14 protein-coding genes and 1 pseudogene are annotated in these 17,978 nt (G+C 67.3%); 10 read left to right on the top strand and 5 right to left on the bottom strand.

From position 1 onward, the window contains the following. Window positions 1-379 precede the first annotated feature (379 nt). Window positions 380-1,135: a hypothetical protein gene (locus NL1_RS03480; protein ID WP_067834225.1), complete on the top strand. Its 756-nt coding sequence runs from the start codon at window positions 380-382 to the stop codon at window positions 1,133-1,135. 258 nt (window positions 1,136-1,393) lie between these two features. On the opposite strand, the gene NL1_RS03475 is transcribed toward NL1_RS03480, so the two are convergent. Continuing rightward, window positions 1,394-2,053, bottom strand: coding sequence for an alpha/beta hydrolase (locus NL1_RS03475; protein WP_281180772.1), 660 nt, complete (start codon window positions 2,051-2,053; stop codon window positions 1,394-1,396). A 2-nt stretch (window positions 2,054-2,055) separates the two neighbouring features. Here NL1_RS03475 and NL1_RS38065 point away from each other — a divergent pair, with 2 nt between their 5' ends. Next, the gene (locus NL1_RS38065) at window positions 2,056-2,361 is read left to right on the top strand and encodes a hypothetical protein (RefSeq protein WP_067834219.1); all 306 of its coding nucleotides are present in this window, start codon (window positions 2,056-2,058) and stop codon (window positions 2,359-2,361) included. Between the two features lie 302 nt (window positions 2,362-2,663). On the opposite strand, the pseudogene NL1_RS37205 reads toward NL1_RS38065, so the two are convergent. Next, window positions 2,664-2,813, bottom strand: a pseudogene (locus tag NL1_RS37205) (transcriptional regulator); the annotation flags it as partial. Window positions 2,814-2,887: 74 nt separating this feature from the next. Here NL1_RS37205 and NL1_RS03465 point away from each other — a divergent pair. Both NL1_RS03465 and NL1_RS03460 read left to right on the top strand, forming a co-directional pair. Beyond that, a complete protein-coding gene (locus NL1_RS03465) occupies window positions 2,888-4,327 on the top strand; it encodes an MFS transporter (RefSeq protein ID WP_245673071.1) in 1,440 nt (479 codons plus the stop codon). A 103-nt stretch (window positions 4,328-4,430) separates the two neighbouring features. After that, window positions 4,431-6,020 carry a GMC family oxidoreductase gene (locus NL1_RS03460; RefSeq protein WP_067834217.1) on the top strand — a complete coding sequence of 530 codons (1,590 nt, stop codon included), beginning with the start codon at window positions 4,431-4,433 and terminating at the stop codon, window positions 6,018-6,020. A 52-nt stretch (window positions 6,021-6,072) separates the two neighbouring features. On the opposite strand, the gene NL1_RS03455 is transcribed toward NL1_RS03460, so the two are convergent. After that, window positions 6,073-6,549, bottom strand: coding sequence for an HAD-IIIC family phosphatase (locus NL1_RS03455; RefSeq protein ID WP_067834215.1), 477 nt, complete (start codon window positions 6,547-6,549; stop codon window positions 6,073-6,075). Window positions 6,550-7,450: 901 nt separating this feature from the next. Here NL1_RS03455 and NL1_RS03450 point away from each other — a divergent pair. Both NL1_RS03450 and NL1_RS03445 read left to right on the top strand, forming a co-directional pair. Further along, a complete protein-coding gene (locus tag NL1_RS03450; protein WP_067834211.1) occupies window positions 7,451-8,671 on the top strand; it encodes a PucR family transcriptional regulator in 1,221 nt (406 codons plus the stop codon). A 128-nt stretch (window positions 8,672-8,799) separates the two neighbouring features. Beyond that, complete coding sequence (locus NL1_RS03445; RefSeq protein WP_067834209.1) at window positions 8,800-9,510, top strand: helix-turn-helix domain-containing protein; 711 nt, start codon at window positions 8,800-8,802, stop codon at window positions 9,508-9,510. A gap of 36 nt (window positions 9,511-9,546) precedes the next feature. Here NL1_RS03445 and NL1_RS03440 read toward each other — a convergent pair whose 3' ends face one another. Then, complete coding sequence (locus tag NL1_RS03440; RefSeq protein WP_067834204.1) at window positions 9,547-9,753, bottom strand: hypothetical protein; 207 nt, start codon at window positions 9,751-9,753, stop codon at window positions 9,547-9,549. A 115-nt stretch (window positions 9,754-9,868) separates the two neighbouring features. Continuing rightward, window positions 9,869-10,891, bottom strand: coding sequence for an AraC family transcriptional regulator (locus tag NL1_RS03435; protein WP_067834203.1), 1,023 nt, complete (start codon window positions 10,889-10,891; stop codon window positions 9,869-9,871). 203 nt (window positions 10,892-11,094) lie between these two features. Here NL1_RS03435 and NL1_RS03430 point away from each other — a divergent pair, with 203 nt between their 5' ends. The 4 genes from NL1_RS03430 to NL1_RS03415 form a co-directional block, all read left to right on the top strand. Further along, on the top strand, window positions 11,095-11,943 hold the full coding sequence (locus NL1_RS03430) for an enoyl-CoA hydratase-related protein (protein ID WP_067834201.1): 849 nt from the start codon (window positions 11,095-11,097) through the stop codon (window positions 11,941-11,943). A 20-nt stretch (window positions 11,944-11,963) separates the two neighbouring features. Next, on the top strand, window positions 11,964-12,968 hold the full coding sequence (locus NL1_RS03425) for an NAD(P)H-dependent flavin oxidoreductase (RefSeq protein ID WP_067834200.1): 1,005 nt from the start codon (window positions 11,964-11,966) through the stop codon (window positions 12,966-12,968). A gap of 520 nt (window positions 12,969-13,488) precedes the next feature. Beyond that, window positions 13,489-13,839: a CU044_2847 family protein gene (locus NL1_RS03420; RefSeq protein ID WP_156094638.1), complete on the top strand. Its 351-nt coding sequence runs from the start codon at window positions 13,489-13,491 to the stop codon at window positions 13,837-13,839. Next, window positions 13,836-17,978 (top strand): tetratricopeptide repeat protein (locus tag NL1_RS03415; protein ID WP_067834195.1); only part of this gene is annotated, 4,143 nt, incomplete at its 3' end. The genes NL1_RS03420 and NL1_RS03415, both read left to right, overlap by 4 nt.

The raw sequence follows: 17,978 nt of genomic DNA, 5'->3' as shown, positions 1-17,978 counted from the left end.
TCGGCGACCGGGATCCTGGACGTGGTTCTCTCGACGAGATGACTGCCAACGACCTCGAAATGCCTGGGTGATGGCTCATTACACAATCGAGCACCGAAAAGCCGCAGACTAGCCAAGTCGGTCTCCGAGCAAGGGCCGCTGCACGGTCATCGTCATGCAGCGGTGTGTTCGGCCGGCCTCGGATCGATACAGCCTGAAGGTCGCCTGCCCCGCGCCGGCCGGTTCGATCAGCGCGGTATGCGGCAATTCCGCGCGTTGGGCGGTCAACAGCTCCTCACGGAAACGTCTCCTGCCGATCACGGGTAATCGAAGGTTGTCGTTCGTTTGCTGACGACAGGTACGCTGCCGCCACGCCGTTGGTCAACTTTGGGAGGCCGGAATGAGTCGATGGCCGGAGGCGAACTTCGCGCTGGACCGGACGTTGGTGACCGAAGCGTATCGGCGGGTGAGAGGTACCCTCGCCAGCAGTCCGCTACTTGTCACGGACGCGGCCGAGGTCGGCTTCTCCTTCAACGACCTCGACCGGCGGATGGCCAACGCACCCGACAGCCTCGACGGCGAGTCGCTGTGGGCCTGGCTCGACGGCCCCGACCAGTATCGGTGGGCGGCGCTGTCCGTGCTCGTCGACGCCTATGAGCCGATGTCCACCAAGGCGCTTCAGCTCGCCGGTCGTGTAGTGGTGCCCGCATCGGGCACCCCCGTCATCGCCGGCGACGTGCACATCGACGGGGACCTGATCCTGGAGGACCAGGCCATGGTGTTCGTGCTCGGCCGCCTGACCGTGACCGGCTCGCTCGTTGCCGAAGGGGCGGATTACTCGATGATCGGCGCCCGCGACATCGCCTGTCGCGACGGAGTGACCCCAGGCGAGGTGCTTGCCGTGGAAGCCATCCGATGCCCCGGGACCTTTCTGTTCTGGAACAACGACTATTCCTCGCGCGCACAGACCTACAGCGGGGGCGTGCTCGTCGATTTCGAGCGCCACAACATGTTCGGCCGCGTCGAGGTGCAGAAGCGCCTGACCGACTGGGACTTCGCCGCCGCAGCGCGAGTTCTCGGCCTGGCCGAGGACGACGACATCACTACCGCGTACGCCGCCAAGCTCCTGCATGCCGACGCCCAGGGCGATGTGTAGCTGCGTATGAGCCGTCGGCGCAGGCGACCATCGAGGAACATCCGCTTCTCGGCATGTGCGCGCGTTCGCGAGATCAACTGCTGGCCAACGTTTGCGCCTGAGGGAACGCGCGGGTCGCGGCAATATGGTGCGTTCCGCCGGCCTCGGATCGGCAGGGCCAGTTGACCTTCGCTTGCCCCGCGTCGGCCGGTTCGATCCGCCGCACCGCCGCACCCCGGGCCCGATACCGTCCGGCGTTGCCGGACCAGTGACCGGCGCTCAGCTGGCCGCGCACGCTCGCTGTCGCTGGATGAGATCAGCCACGGCGGCTGGGCGGCTGAGGTAGGGAGAGTGGCTGGTCTCCCAGGTCTCCGTACGAGAGCAGCGCGCGGCGAAGCGGTCCGGCAGTGGCGTCGCGATGGTCCGGTCCTGCTGCCCGCGCAGGTAGATCGACGGCGTGTCCCGCCAGCTCACGCGAGCGGGCGTGGCGGCGAAGATCGACGGAGGTTCCGGACGCAGCAACTCCACCGCACGCGTGGCCACCGATTCCTCGACGTCGCCGTGGGGCTTCGCGCGGGCGTCGTCCGGGTCTAGCTGAAGCCGCCCGTCCGCGTCCGGCAACGCGAGCAGCCCCTCGCCGGGCTCGCCAGGGGTCTGCGCGAGCAGCGCGGCGGGAGATTCACCGACGTCGAGAATCCAGCTGTTGAGGAAGATCAATCCAGCCGTACCGCGCACAGTCCCGGCGGTGACGCCCCCGAACGAATGCCCCACCACCACCGGCGGTTTCGTTTCCAGCTGCCACTGCAGCTTGGATCTCCTGAACGACCTGCACGGTGCCGGACAAAGATGGTGCGGACGCGTCGGGAAGTCCGTTGCGGTCTGCGTAGATTGGGGCGGCGTCGAGCACGATGAGCGCGTTGTTGCGGAGACTGCCGTCACCGATGACCGCGACGGCACCGATTAACAAGGTCGCTGCTTTGATGGCGTTTTGGGAGTCCTTCGCTGCCGAGGCCTCGACGGCGACGACCGCTACGCCAGCATTCCAGAGCCGGTTCGTGGAACGCTTCGGTGCTACTTCCGCCCAGCTGGACGAGATCGCGGCGATTGAGGACCTCGGCGATGTCGCCGGTGCTCAGCCAGCCCGCGGCGTCGACGGCTTCAGCGGTCTTGTCGGGCTCTCCGTGGTAGCTCTTCAGGACGAGTGGGCGGTGAGCAGTTCGCCGTCGGCGGTTAGTTTCGGCTCCTGACATTGTCAGATGCACATAGCGACATAGAATCATGCCAAAAGCCTTGGGGAGCAGGTCCATTCGGCTGCCGTTGACGATTTCACAGCCCCACCTCCTAGCCTCTACTGCCGGTGGCCAGCAGGGCGCACTTCATGCGACAACAGAACGGCTGATGTCCGTCGACCCGCAGAAACTCCCCACTCCCCACTCTCAGCCGCCACGGCCAACTACCCCGAATCGGACGCGCGCTACACAGATCCACCTGACGCTTGCTCCAACCAGGTGTACCAGGTGACGCCGACACCGGACAGTTGCGCCACCTATTCGCGGCGCAGCCCGGGGGTGCGCCGACGCGGGCCGGGCGGCAGGCCGACATCCTCCGGCGAGATGCGGGCCCGCCGCGATTTGAGGAAGGCCCCCAGCTCGTTTCGCCGGGCCTTGCGCAGGGCGTGTGCATCCACCGCATCGGTCATACAGTGATCGTCGCCGATCGCATCCGGCTTATCCAGGTGGTGCCAGTACTAGTTTTATCGGGCTCCTGTTACCGGTGCCGGCGAGCGCGCAAGCTCGATCCCATGACCCAGACCTTCCCGACACGGCCGCCGCGGCGCGCGGTGCATGGCGCGCCGCGGCCATCCTCGCCATCATCCTCACCGGTCAGTTCATGGCCGTGCTCGACACTTCCATCGTCAATGTCGCCATCCCGTCGATCCGGTCGGGGCTGAGCACCAGCGGGTCCGCGCTCCAGCTGATCGTCGCCGGCTATGTGATCGCCTACGCGGTGCTGCTGGTCACCGGAGCCCGCCTCGGCGACCGTTTCACCCAGCGGCGAGCCTTCATCGCGGGTCTTGCGCTGTTCACCGTCGCCTCGCTCGCCTGCGGGTTGGCCTGGAACGCGGTGTCGCTCATTGTGTTCCGCTTCGTCCAAGGCGTGGGCGCGGCAGCGATGATTCCGCAGGTGATGACCCTCATCCAGCGGGACTTCAATGGACAGGCCAGGGCCAGGGCGCTGAGCGTGTACTCGGCCATCATTTCGGGCGGCATGGTCGTCGGTCAGGTGCTGGGCGGACTGATCGTGGACGCCGATCTCTTCGGCAGCGGCTGGCGGGCCGTCTTCCTGGTGAACGTGCCCATCGGCGCCGTGCTGCTGGTACTCGCGCCGCGTGTGCTGCCCGCCGACGGGCCGCGTTTCGACCGGAGACTCGATCTCGCCGGACTCACCGTGCTCACCGTGTTGGTCCTGCTGCTGGTCGTCCCGTTGGTGCTCGGCGCCGAACAGGACTGGCCCGCGTGGACGTGGATCGCCTTGGCCGTGAGCGCGTTCGGCGCCGCTGCGTTCACACTCATCGAACGCAGCGTGGCCCGTCGCGGCGGCGCGCCGCTGTTCGCGCGGGAGGCGCTGCGCGCACCGGGGCTGTTGCTCACCGCAGCAACGCTGTTGGTGGTGATGGCGACATTCGGTGGCTGGATGCTCGTCATGGCCATCCACCTGCAGAACACGCTCGGCCACTCCGCGCTGCACGCGGGACTGGTGTTCGTGCCGATGGGCGCGGCGTTCGCCGTCGCGAGCCTCAACTGGCAACGCGTCCCGGACCACTTTCACCGCGCGATGATTCCGCTCGGACTCGTCCTCGGCGCCGTGACCATGTCGGCGCTCGCCGCGATGCTGCGCGACGGTGCGGGGCCGGGCCCGTTCGCCCTGGTTGTCTTCGGACTGATGGGGCTTGGGTTCGGCCTCGCCTTCACACCGCTGATGACTCGCACGCTGGCGAGCGTTCCCAGCGCGGTGGCCGCCGACGCAAGCGGCATTCTCGTCACGCACGTCCAGCTGGGTATTGTCGTGGGTATCGCCTCCTTCGGAACCGTGTTCCCGAGCCTCGCGGGCGCGTCCACGCTGTCCGCGGCGCGGGCGCTCGGCGTGACCGGCATGGCGGAGGGGGTGGCGGTGCTGCTCGCGGCCGCGTTGGCGGCGCGCGCGGCGCGGTGAGACCAAGAGTCCGTGCGGCCCCGGCGGCGTGTGCGCGAAACCGGGCCGGGCCGGGCTCGTTGGCCGTATCTTTGCCGTAAGCGGGTGCAGATCGGAGTGGACAGTGGCAACAGAGCAGCTCTCGGCCGATTACGTGATCGTCGGATCGGGTTCGGCGGGTGCGGTGATCGCCAACCGGCTGAGCGAGGATTCCGGAACCCAGGTGGTGGTGCTCGAGGCAGGCCCGCCGGACAAGGACAAGTACGCCCACATCCCGGCGGCCTTCGCCAAACTGTTTCGCTCCGAACGGGATTGGGACTATCTGACCGAGCCGCAGCCGACGCTCGACAACCGGCAGGTGTACTGGCCGCGCGGGCGGACGTACGGCGGGTCGTCCTCGATGAACGCCATGATGTGGGTGCGCGGCTTCCGCGCCGACTACGACGAATGGGCGCTGCTGGCCGGTGAAGACTGGGGGTTCGCCGCGGCCGTCGAGCAGTTCCGCCGGATCGAGAACGTCGAGGACGCGCAGTACCCCGACGAAGGTACCGACGGACCGCTGTACATCTCGCGCCAGCGCAGCCCGCGTTCCTCCACCGCGGCGTTCCTGACCGCGGCACAGGAGTTGGGGTTCACGGTGGAGCCGCCGAACCGGCCGCAGCCCGACGGATTCACGCAGACCATGGTGACCCAGCACGGGGGCAGGCGGTGGAGCACCGCCGACGGGTACCTACGCCCGGCGCTGCGGCGCGGCAACCTCACCGTGCACAGCGAAGCCCTCGCCACCCGGGTGCTTTTCGAGGGCAAACGCGCCGTCGGCGTCGAGTACCGGCACAACGGCGCGACCCACACCGTCACCGCCCGCCGCGAGGTGGTGTTGTGTGGCGGCGCGATCAACAGCCCGCAGCTGCTCATGCTCTCCGGCATCGGCGATGCCGACGAACTGGCCCGCCACGGCATCGAGGTGGTGGAGCACGCGCCGGAGGTCGGATCCAACCTGCAGGATCACTTGGTCGCGGGCATCGGCTACGGGGTGGCCAAGGACTCGCTGTTCGGCGCCGACAAGAAACCGCGGCAGCTGATCGACTATTTCCTTCGGCACCGCGGCATGCTCACCTCGAATGTCGGAGAGGCCTACGGCTTCGTCCGGTCCAAGCCCGAGCTGGAGCTGCCGGACCTGGAGCTGGTCTACGCGCCCGCCCCGTTCTACTACGAGGCCCTCGTCGATCCGACCGAGCACGGCATCATCCTGGCAACGGTGCTGTTGCGCCCGCACAGCCGCGGGCGGATCACGCTCGGGTCGGCCGATCCCACGGCCAAGCCGGTCATCGATCCACGCTATCTGTCCGATGCCGCGGGCGCCGACCGCGCCGCCCTGCTCGCCGGCCTGCGCACCTGCGCGAAGATCGCCGACGCACCCGCGATGAAGGCGGTGCTCGGCAGTCTCATCTACCCGCCGAAGGCGCCCGACGAGCTCGAAGCCACCCTCGAACTGGCGATCAACGGCTACTCGCACACCCTGTATCACCCGATCGGCACCTGCCGGATGGGATCAGACCCGGCCAGCGTGGTCACGCCGCGACTGGAGGTCCGTGGCGTGCAAGGACTTCGGGTCGCCGACGCTTCGGTGATGCCGTTGCTCATTCGCGGGCACACGCACGCGCCGAGCGTTTTCATCGGCGAACAGGCCGCCAAGTTCTTGCGGGCGTCCTGATCTCGAGCCGCCGATCCGTCCGGTCTCGCGAGGCCGGACGGATCGCGGCGAGCTAGAAGACCGGCACGCGGTCGAAGCCCAACGGCGGCGTGGGCGTCGGTCCGGTGCCGAGCACGGGCTTGAAGTCGGGCAGCGCGGTCAGGACGTCGATGTTGCGGGCGGCGTAGCAGCGCACCTGCGGTAGCGCGCGGGACACTTCGGCCCGCTCCACGGGTTCGTCGTCGACGAACGCGATGGTGTCCAGGCTCAGGCCCAGGGTTCGGGCGATCCGCACGATGCTGGCCGACTTACGGCCCCAGCCGATCTCGAGCGCCGAGAACATCTCGTAGACGCCGTGCCGGTACAACAGGTCCAGCGTGAGGTTGCGGTCGCTGCGGCTCGCCACGGCGTGCCATATGCCGCGATCGGTCAGCGCTCGCAAGGTACGCAGGGACGCGGGTCTCGGTGCGCCGCTCGTCGCGTCGCACGCGACACCGTCCCACAAGGTGTTGTCCAGTTCCCAGACAAGACATCTCAGAGCCGGTCTCATCGCCTGCCCCTATCGGTTCGTCATCGCTGCGTTCCCTGCCGTGGCGCGCCCGGCAGACGGGGTACTGCAACCTTCCGTGGCACGACACGTGCCGGGCAAGCCCCAGGTTCCTGGGTGGCCGGTCCGGCCCGGGTGATACTACCGCCAGCCCGCCGGAGCGCCACTCGATCCGATGAGGCAAACCATCAGCGCTCCGCACTCGCGAACGACCTTGTCGCCCTGGGATGGTCGGCGCGACGGATCCGATCCGCCGCCCGGCCAAGCGCTCGCTCGGCATGGTGTGCAGTTGTGCGCGCTGCGCCGGAATCGCTCGTGCCGCCACTCCCCCGCGGACCATCCTCGTCGGCGGCGACGCGAGAGTGCACACAAGCCTGCCCATTGTGCGGACGACCGAGGGCGAGCGACCGTCGAGTAATTCCGGCGTCACGGCCCCTGGCACATCCGGATCATCGCGCGGCACGAACCACCCGGCGTGCTCGCAACGCCCTCCTGCCGCGCCTGAACGCCACGTTCCCGCAGCGGGCGTAACCGCCCGACCGCCAGCTTGTCTCGACCTCGCAGTCGCGGCCGGACGGGCGGATCGAACACAGCGCCCATCCCCCTCACCGGGAGGAGTTGACGCCCTCAGCGTCCCAGACGATTTCGGCGCATTTGAATCGCACATATTCCACTAATTCCCCGAATGCGAGCGCCCCGGCCGGTTTCCGAATTCGAAGACAGAGCGACCGGACAAAGTCTCGATCCCGAACGTCAACTCCCTGCGCTCTGTGAGCGCTCACAAGGCTCGGATTTCCGCGACGTCGTGATCTCACATAACCTGACGAATCGTTCCACGCCACCGATCATGCGGTTAGTGTGAATGCGCCACACAGCAATTCCCTGGGGGCGGAAGGAGTCGCCAATGACCGTCGACAGTGGGGCCAGACCGAGTTTGACTCTGTCCGGCCGACCGATGTCTTCGCCGTTGCAGGACGTCCGGAGCTTGTCGCGCCAGATGGTCGGGCACTTCGTCGAGAACGTGATCCCCTGCGGCACCCTCCCCGGCGACGCCATCAGCGGCGACGTCACCACCATCACCCGGGTCTGCCTCGAGTTCGCCGTCAGCATGCTCGACGGACGGGACATTCCCGCCAAATTGCAACGGCTGCAGGATGCCGCGGCGGGCTGGGCGCGCGAGGGCGTGCCGATCGACACCATCCATCACTCGATTCACGAGGGCTTCAAGATCGGCCTGGATCTGGTGGTCTCCAACGCCACGACCAAGGACTACGGCAACCTCGTCGACGGCGCGAAGATGGTCGTGGAAATGCTCGACCAGATCACCTCGGCGATCTCGGTGGCCTACGTCCGCGAGCTGCGCGCCGTGGTCAGCGAGCACCACACCGCCGTGCACACGCTCACCTCCGCGCTGCTCGGCGGACACAGCACCTCCACCATGGCGCGCGAGTGCGGCATCGCCATCGCCGCCTCGTACGCGGTGATCGCGGTCGCGCTCCCGCAGCATCGCGACGAACGCAATCCGGCCGTGGACGGGCAGGTGGTGGCAAGGCGCAAGCTGCGCCGCCTGCAGGCCGAACTGGCCACCCGGTGCGGCAGCAGCGCGCTGTCGTTGCTCAGCGTGGACGGCGGCACCATCCTCATCCCGTCCGTCACGTTCGACAAGGCGCAGTTGGAGGCGCTGATCACCGAACTGTCCAGGGCCGCCCAAGTGGGAATCACCGCCACCATGGTCGAGGCGCCCCCGGAACAGATACCCAACGCCGCCGACCAGGCGCACGAACTGCTCGACATGGTGCAGCGCCTGCAGGCGGTGGCCGGTCTCTACCGCTTCGACGAGCTGGCGCTCGAATACCAGCTGACCCGCCCCGGCCCTGGCCGCGAATACCTCGGCTCGCTGCTCGACCCGCTCGACGAGTACCCGGAACTGCTGGAGACGCTGCAGCGGCACATCGCCAACAACCTCAACCGCCAACGCACCGCCCGAGTGCTGCACGTGCACACGAACACCGTCGACTACCGGCTCAAACGGATCGGCCAGCTCACCGGTTTCGATCCGTCTCAGCCCTCCGGGCTCTGGTATCTGCGTTCGGCGCTCGTGGCCCGCACCTACCGCACCCCCTGAGCCGCGCGGGATGGATTCCGTCGCAATTCCACAACGGGTTAGCGCTCGGGCCCCGCTCGGCGCATCGCGCGATTTCGGGTAGCCCGCTACTCACGAGTAGCCGCGGTAGGTGCGTGCACACTATCCCCATGCCGGGTGTGCAATCACTCGTCGCCGACGGTGACGACAAGCACGGTGTGCTCGATCGAGCATTCATGGTGCTCGACGTCTTGAGCCGGGTCGACGACGGGCTCGGGCTGAGCGAGCTCGCTCGCAACGCCGGGCTGGCCAAGACCACGACCCATCGCATCGCCGAGCAACTCGTCTCGGTCGGCGCCGTTCAGCAGGTCGACCAGCGGTACTACATCGGGCCGCTCGCCGCGCGGCTCGGGCGCTGCTGGCAACCCGATCCGCTGCTGCTGCAAGCCGCAGCCGATCCCGTGCGCGCACTGGTCGGACCGGCGGACGCGGCCGCCGTCTACGCGTTACACGGAGGCAAGGGCCGATTGGTGACCGCCGCCGCCCGCGGGGCCCACTGTTGGATACTGCCGCCGGACCTCACGGCGAGCTTCATTCCGCTCGCGGCGGCTTGGCACGTCCTGATGGTCGCCGACCGCAAGCCCGTCACCCCCGTAACGCGGTCGTATCGGCTGCTCATGCCCCTGCGCGACCGAGGCGTTGCCATCTCGGTCCAGCACGAGGGTGCTCCCGAAATGAGTTGCGTGGCAGCGCCATTACCGAGCGACGGGGCGCATCGTCCGGCGGCTGTCGCCGTCCTGACCCTGGCAGCACAACCGGCTCCGTGGCTCATGGATCTCGTCTTGCACACGGCCGACCGGATCATGCACCGCCTGCGCTGAGTACTAGGCACTGCCTCGCCTGGACGCAGCCCGGCGTCATGCGAGACAGATCAAGAACCCTGCGACGTTGATGCTGGGCAGAAGCACAGGCAAGCACACCGGTGCGAAGAAGTTGTTCACGACTTCGTGCCGTTGCTCCGCCGTCGGCGTCGGCGTCGGCTCCGCGGTAGCGATCCCCGCGCCGAGGGCGATCGCCGGGGCGATGGCGAAGGCTGCCGCCGTCGCACGCAACTTCTTGCTCATGATGGACCTCGCTCTCCTGCTTTCGGCCGACGGAACCATTACCCCGCTTCCAGCGGGACTTCCACAAGGCGGCGGTCCGGCCATCGGAACACCGTGAGAGGCGAAGCCCAGCTTCCTAGCGGTTGGCCGGAAGGCCCCGGGTTCGCCGCACCTCGCCCGGCGGCAGCCCCCACCACCGTCGCGCGGCTCGCGAGAACGACGGTCGCTCCTGGAAGCCGACCATGCCCGCGATGTGACCGAGCGGAAGGTCGGTTCCCACCAGGAGTCGCAGAGCGACGTCGCGGCGGGTGTCGTCGAGCAGTCGCCCGAAAGCGACATCGGCGTCCTCCAGCCTGCGCTGGAGGGTGCGGGGATGCATGTACAGCAAGCGCGCGATGCCGGCGAGCTCGATCGTGCCGGTGCCCAGCGACTCGCGGATCGCGGTGCGCGTGCGTGCGACGACGTCCTTGTCGGTCTCCGGGGTCTGCTCGTCGAGGAACGCGACCGCGAGCTGGCGAAGCGTGTCGTTGACCCCGGACAGCTCCTGTGCGGGCAACTGCGCGGGAAGCCGGAGTACCGCGGCCGGGTGCGGCCGTCCCGTGTGGACCTTCGTCCCGAAGAACGCGTCGTAGTCCTCGCGCGAGACCGGTGACCTGTAGGGGAGATGGATGCCGCGCAGGCCGTACGGCCCGCCGTTGAGGTAGGTGATCGCGCGATGGATGAAGCCGATACCCAGGTCCACCGCCTGCGTCGAGCCCGATGCGGTGGCGGGGCCGTAGTAGAGGCCGACCACGCCCGGCCGGTTCTCCGGATCCTCGCCGAACTCGAGTGTGAGGAAACGGCCGTACACCGACAGGTATCGGGAGAGACATTCGAGGGCGTTGCCGATGGTCGGTGAGTTCGTCATCGCCACAGCGAGGGGGCCCAGCATGGAGACGGACTGGCGGCCGGCGACGCGCAGGCCGAGGTTGGGGCAGTCGAGTTGCTCTGCGGCCACCTCGAGCAATGCCGCGGCCCTTCCTCTGGGCACCAAGTCGTCGTCGGTGTCCAGGACGTCGGGCGACAACCCGACCGATCGGGCCAATGCGTCTGCGTCGCCGCCGAGTTCGGCGACGACGCTGCGGAAACCACGAAGTGTCGCGGACCGGAGATGACTCACGACAACATTGTCGCTTTCGGAACAGCTTCTGTCGCGCTCGGATAACTATTGCGCCTTTCCTCGCAGGCAGGATCGTCGAGGACGCCGCGGCTGCCGCATGCACGGCCACGAGCATCGACGCACCGCCGGGTCGCATCCCGACCGAGCACGAATGCCGCGCGAGTCCGCGCGCGACATCAGAGAAGGACAGGAAGAACGCATCCATGAGCGATCGGCTGTTGGTCGACTACCGGGTCGAGGATCGGATCGCGATCGTCGCGATGAATCGCGCGGACAAGGGCAACGCTTACGGCGTCGAGATGGGCACCGCGCTCGTCGAGGCGTTCGACCAGGCCGAGCGCGACCCGGCCGTCCGGGCCGTGGTGTTCACCGGCCACGGACCGAACTTCTGCGTCGGCGCCGATCTGTCCGGCGGGCGCTTCGGGGACGAGCAATATCCCGACGACTGGAACGAACCGGCCGGCCTTGTGACGCTGAAGGTGTTCGAGATGAACAAGCCGGTGATCGCGGCCATTCGCGGCGCCGCCGTCGGTGCCGGAGCCACGATCGTGCTCGCCTGCGACTTCCGCATCGTCTCGCCGGATGCGCGTTTCGGCTATGTATTCGGTCGTCGAGGCATCTATCCCGAGGGCGCCTCGGCGTGGTTCCTGCCCAGGCTGGTGGGGCTCGGCCGGGCGCTGGACTGGATGGTGAGCGGACATCTGATCGGCGCGGACGAGGCACACAGCGCGGGCCTTGCGACGCGGATTGCCGAGGACCCTGTCGAGGCCGCACTGGACCTCGGCAGGCAACTCGCCGACAAGACCGCACCGGTGTCCGCAGCGGTGATCCGGCGGCTGCTGTTCCATGCGAGCACTCTCGGCTCGCCCCGGGAGGTCCAGCGGATCGACTCACGGCTCATCGCGTCCATAGCGACCAATCCCGACGCGCTCGAGGGTGTGGCGTCGTTCTTCGAACGCCGCGACCCGAACTTCCCCGGCCGCGTCCCGGTCGACCTGCCTGGCTGGCTGCCCTGGCTGTCCAACGGCGACTCACAAGCAACAACTCACTAGCCCGAACAAAGGAAATCCACGTGACCCTGCCCCCGCAACTCCGAGTCCCCCTGGCGCTGCCCGTCGTAGCCTCTCCGCTGTTCATCGTGTCCGGTCCCGAACTCGTTGCGGCACAGTGCAAGTCCGGCGTCATCGGGTCGTTCCCCGCGCTCAACGCCCGACCGCAGCCGATGCTGCGTGACTGGCTCGCTCAACTCGGCGAGGAACTCGCCGCGCACACCGCCGCCAACCCGGACGCTCCGGCGGCGCCGTACGCCGTGAACCAAATCGTCCACAGGTCGAACGATCGGCTCGAAGAGGACCTGCAGGCCTGCGTCGACTTCGAGGTCCCGATCGTGATCACCTCGCTCGGCGCACGCGAAGACGTCAACGAGGCGATCCATTCCTACGGTGGGATCGTCCTGCACGACGTCATCAACAATGCCTTCGCGCACAAGGCCATCGAGAAAGGCGCGGACGGTCTCATCGCCGTCGCCGCCGGAGCAGGCGGCCACGCCGGTACGACCTCACCTTTCCCGCTCCTGCGCGAGATCCGCGAGTGGTTCGACGGGCCCCTCCTGCTGTCGGGCGCGCTCGCCCACGGGGCTTCGATCCTCGCCGCACAAGCCGCGGGCGCAGACCTCGCCTACATCGGCTCGGCGTTCATGGCCACCCACGAGGCCAACGCCGTCGACGGCTACAAGCAGATGCTCGTCGACAGCACCGCCACCGACATCGTCTACTCCAACCTCTTCACCGGCGTCCACGGCAACTACCTGCGCGGCAGCATCGTCGCGGCCGGACTCGACCCCGACAACCTCCCCGAATCCGATCCCTCGGCAATGAATTTCGGCACCGGTGGAAGCACCGAAGCCAAAGCCTGGCGCGACATCTGGGGCTCGGGCCAGGGTGTGGGCGCCGTGAAGGAAGTGACGTCTGTCGCGGAGGTGGTCGCCCGGTTGCGGGCGGAATACGACGACGCTCTTGGCGCGGGCGTGTGGGATGGCAGGTCCACGCGCCGGATCGCGGCGACCGTCTCCGCTTAGGAGTCGACGTCGTCGCGGCGATACATCCCGAACCCCCAGTCGCGGATCGCGGTATCACCGAAGGGATGTTGCGTAGTGGTTCTCGACCGGCACCGGCAGCAACCGGTCCATCGAGCTCGAAGCTCAGCTGGGGTGGGTGCGTAGATGATGACCGCGACCCTAGCGGACCACCACGAACGGCTCGTGGTGGTCCAGGGCGGGCTGCCGGTGCGCAACGACGCTGCGGCTTCCATGCCGTGATGCCGACGATCGCATGTGCGTGAGAATCACGCCTTTCTCGGTGCACATTCGACGCAGGATCGAACCGGTCGGTCGAGTATTCTTCCGAGACGGAACATACTGCGGCACCGGGCTTTTCAGGGCGAATCACGCACGGCGGTGAATATCCCTCCGAGCCCGTGACCGGTGTGGGCGATACCCCTGCACGCCCAGGTGAAAGTGTGTACGGTGTGGTGTCCGTCGGGTCGGATGCGATCTTCCCGATGGCGGCGGGACAAACACTTTCGAATTCGGTTAAGGGGTGGTTGTGGTGGCCGGTGGGCCGGTGGTCGAAATGCAGTTCGGGGGTGTGGATGTGCTCGTGGAGACGGTGAAAGTGCCCGGCGCCGAGCCCACCAGCACCGGCACCGGGTCCGGGCGCGTGATCGATGCGCTCGAACGCGCCCGCGATGTGATCAGCGCCGCGGCGACGTCGACCGCGAACACGGTGAGGGAGCTCGGGGACAAGACCCGGCCGGATCGCGTGGAAGTCGAATTCGGACTGGGCTTTTCGATGAAGGGCAACGTCATCGTCGCCAGCGGCTCAGCCGACGCCACCCTAAAGGTCAAGCTCATCTACGACGCTCACACCGACGACACCGCACAACCGTGACCGGCCCCGAGGCCGCCTCGGAAGCACCCGATCCGCGGGTGCCGGGATTTCTGGGGCGGATCCTCTACGCCGACGATGCCCCAGCGGGGACCTGTTTCCAGGTGATGCCAGGGGTGTTGGTGACCGCCGCCCATGTGCTGGACGAGGTCGGCGCCGGGTGCCGAGACGCGGTGGTGCGGGTGGACGCCCTGGCCGGTGGGTTGCCGGTCTTCGAGGCGACCGTGGCCAGGGTGGACGATCTACACGATCTGGCCGTGCTCATCTCGTTCACCGCGTTGGCGAATTCGGTAGCGGGGTGGGCGGCCACCGATCTGATCGGGTTGAACACCGAGACGGTGATCACCGGTGTATCGGAAGTTCCCGACCCGCACCACAACTACCGATTCCTCGACGCTTCTGGGCGGTGGGCTGGTGGCACCACACGCGACGAGCAGGTCCCGTTGGGCCGGTTGAAGGCGTCGGCGGTGATGAAGGGGATGAGCGGGGGCCCGGTCCGGCGTTTGTCCGATGATTTCGTGATCGGGGTGGTGTCGCAGCGCTACAACGCCGCCGATGGCTGGTTGCGCGACAGCGTGTTGATCGCGCGGGTGGAGGATCTGCAGCCCCTGTTGGAGGGGATCGCCGGGATCGAGGTCACCGGCCCGCCACCGCTGACCGCCGCGGTGGATGTCGTCCTGACGGTCACCGACACGGGGGTGCGGTTGCACGGTGCCGGGATCGACGTCACCGCTGCGCATTCCGGCATCCGATCCGGGCTCGCCGGGGCGATGACCGATGTGCATCGCGAACGCGCCCGACGCGCCAAAACCGCTGTCGCGCGCACCCAGGTAGAAGAGCTGGCCCCGGAAGCCGACGCTGGGACGGTGTCGTTGCGCCGTGCGGGGATGTTGGCAGCGGAATCGTTTCTACCGCAACCGATCTCCCGAGCACTCGCCGAGCTGCTCACGCGTGCGGTTTCCGCGCATGTGCCGGTGCGGATCGGGGTCGAACCGGGCCCGTTCGCAAGTGTGCCGTGGGAAGCGCTCCCGGACCCGGTCACCTCCAAGCCGTTGGCGTTGCACCCGCTGATAACCCTCTACCGGCGAGCGGCCGCGGCGCCGGTGCGTCCGATAGCGGGGCCGTTGCGGATTCTGGTCGCGATCGCCGCACCGACCGAAGGCGGCGGCCCGGTGCTGGATTACGAGCGGGAGCTGCGCAATGTACTGGCGGCGGTGAAAGGCGCTCGCCAGGGCGACGCGCAGGTGCGGATCGTCGAATTCGCCACCACTGCCGCGATTCGTGCCGAGTTGGAGCAGTCTCCTGCGCATGTCCTGCACCTGTCCGGGCACGGTAGTCCTGGGCATCTGATCCTGGAAACCGACACCGGTGCCGCCCGACCCGTGACAGCGAAACAGTTGTTGGCCGAGGCGATCCCGCCCGGATCCATGCCGCCGGTGATCAGTCTGGCTGCCTGCTACACCGACGTCGCCGCCGAGGCCGACGCCCCATCTTTCGCCGCGGCATTGTTGGCGCAAGGGGCGAGCGTGGTGATCGGCACCGAGACCTCGGTCACCGACCGCTACGCGACCGCCTTGTTCGCGCGTGTCTATCAGGATCTGGCCAACCATCCGGTTCCAGATGTGGTGGCCGCAGTCGCCGACGCCCGCCGCGTCATCCACCAGCAATGGTCCGGCTCCACTGTCCCCCGCGAGAACTCGCTCGCCAGCTTGGACGAATGGAGTGTGGTCACCGTCCTGGCCGCCAACCCCGCAGTCCCGGTGTATGACCCGCACAGCCTGGCCGTCACCGACAGCAACGGTGACGACGAATCCTCCACTTCGAATTCCTCTGTAGCACCAGTGACGGCGTCGGGGCTCGTGGAGCGTGAGACGGGCGATTTCGTCGGCCGCCGCCACGAGCTACGCAGCCTGCCAACACAGTTAGCTGGTAATCAGCACTCCGGGATCGTGTTATTTGGGCTCGGCGGCATCGGCAAAACGACCCTCGCTACCCAACTCGTCCACCGCCAGCACTGGACACGGCTCATCGTCGTCGCCACCGGTGAACTCGACACCGACACCCTCCTCTCGGCCATCGCCCGGCGCATCGGCCGTTACTACGCCATGGAGACCGACACCCCACCGGATCGGCGGATCTCCCAAGCACTGCAATACCTCACCCGAGTGGATCAGCCGTGGGCGGATCGACTGCAAGTGCTGCGCGAGTGTGTATTCGACCAACTCTCCGTGCTGGTCGTGCTGGACAATTTCGAGGACAACCTCACCGACACCCACACTCTCGCTGACTCGACCTTGGCCGACCTGCTGGCAGCGTGGGTCGACAACCCAGGCCGGAGCAGGCTGCTGGTGACCTGCCGGTACCCGTTCTCCCTCCCCCAGGGTGCGCAGAGGCGGCTGCTGGTTCATCCGGTGGGGCCGATGTCACAGGCGGAGACGTTCAAACTGATCTGGGCGCTGCCAACATTGGATCGTCTCGACGACACCGAACTCGACCGTGTCTGGCGGCTGGTAGGTGGGCACCCCCGCAGCCTGGAATACCTCGACGCCCTCCTCAACCAACGCCTCGCCCGCTACCGCGACATCACCGCCCGCCTGGAAGCCGCGCTTGCCGCCGAACCCACCACACGTCCAGCCCTCACCACCGACCCCACCCTCGATGCGGCATTGGCCACCTCGGTCGCTCTCGTCGCCGACGACATTTTGCTCACCGAACCGCTCGACCTACTCACCCATGCCGCACAAAGACTGCTGATCGGCACTGCGGTCTACCGAGAACCCGTCGACCACCACGGTCTGCTCTACCAAATCGGCACCGACGATCCCGACGCAGAATGGACACCCGATCTGCAGCAGGCAGAACAGAGCATCACCGCGATCCTTGCCGGCCACGACATCGACCCCACCAGTGAGGGATTCAGTCTCGATCAGCTTCCATCGGACATTCTTACCGAGATCACACCGGCGCTCACCGAGTACAACGCTGATCCGTGCCCACCGGTGTCTACCGACCTCGACTTGCCCGCCCTGGTACAGGAGTTGTGGTCGCACAGTTTGATGAGCGTCGACACCGATCGCGGCTTGGTGTTCGTTCATCGCTCCACCGCCACCGCCCTGCACAACCTCCTCCAACACCGGCACCGTGGGAGCGAGCACACGACCGCACACCAGCGGGCCGCACAATACTGGCGGTGGCGAGTCGCTATCTGGCCCCAGAACCGCGACGCCGACCTGCACGACAGGCTCGAAGCCCGCTACCACCACCTGCAAGGCGACGAGATCCCCGCCGCGATCGACATCACCGAAGCGATCTGCGACCGTCTGCAAACCATAGGCGCCTGGGAGCACGCAACCAACCTCATCCACCACAGCCTCGCCGAACTCCCGGTGGACTCTCCGGACCGCGCACGCTGGTACTACCAACTGGGTGTGTTCGCTCAGAATCGGGGGGACTTTCCCGAAGCCGAACATCGCTACCGGCAATCCCTCACCATCGACGAGGAACTCGGAAACCGAGTAGGCACGGCCGCCGGCTACGGGCAACTGGGTATTCTTGCCCAGGATCGGGGGGACTACCCCGAAGCCGAACACCGCTACCAGCAAGCCCTCACCATCCACGAGGAACTCGGCCACCGCGCCAACACGGCCACCGGGTACCACAATCTGGGTGTCCTCGCCCAGTTGCGGGGGGACTACGCCGAAGCCGAACACCGCAACCAACAAGCCCTCACCATTCGCGAGGAACTCGGCGACCGCGTCGGCATGGCCAGCAGCTATGGGCGGCTGGGTGTGCTCGCCCAGTTGCAGGGGGATTACGCCGAAGCCGAACGCCGCTACCAGCAAGCTCTCACCATTCGCGAGGAACTCGGTCACCGCGTCGGCATAGCCGCCGGACACCACAATCTGGGTATCCTCGCCGAGGTCCGGGGTGACTATCCCGAAGCCGAACACCGCTACCAGCAAGCCCTCACCATCAACGAGGAACTCGGCAACCGCGCCGGCATGGCCAACAGCTACCACCAGCTGGGTATCCTCGCCCAGTTGCGGGGGGACTCCGCCGAAGCCGAACGCCGTTACCGGCAATCCCTCGCCATCGAAGAACAACTCGGCAACCGCGCCGGAATCGCCAACAGCTACCACCAG

This window comes from Nocardia lijiangensis NBRC 108240 (assembly GCF_001613045.1).
In the GTDB taxonomy this organism is placed as follows: Bacteria; Actinomycetota; Actinomycetes; order Mycobacteriales; family Mycobacteriaceae; genus Nocardia; species Nocardia lijiangensis.
This window is presented reverse-complemented; position numbering and strand designations above follow the sequence as displayed.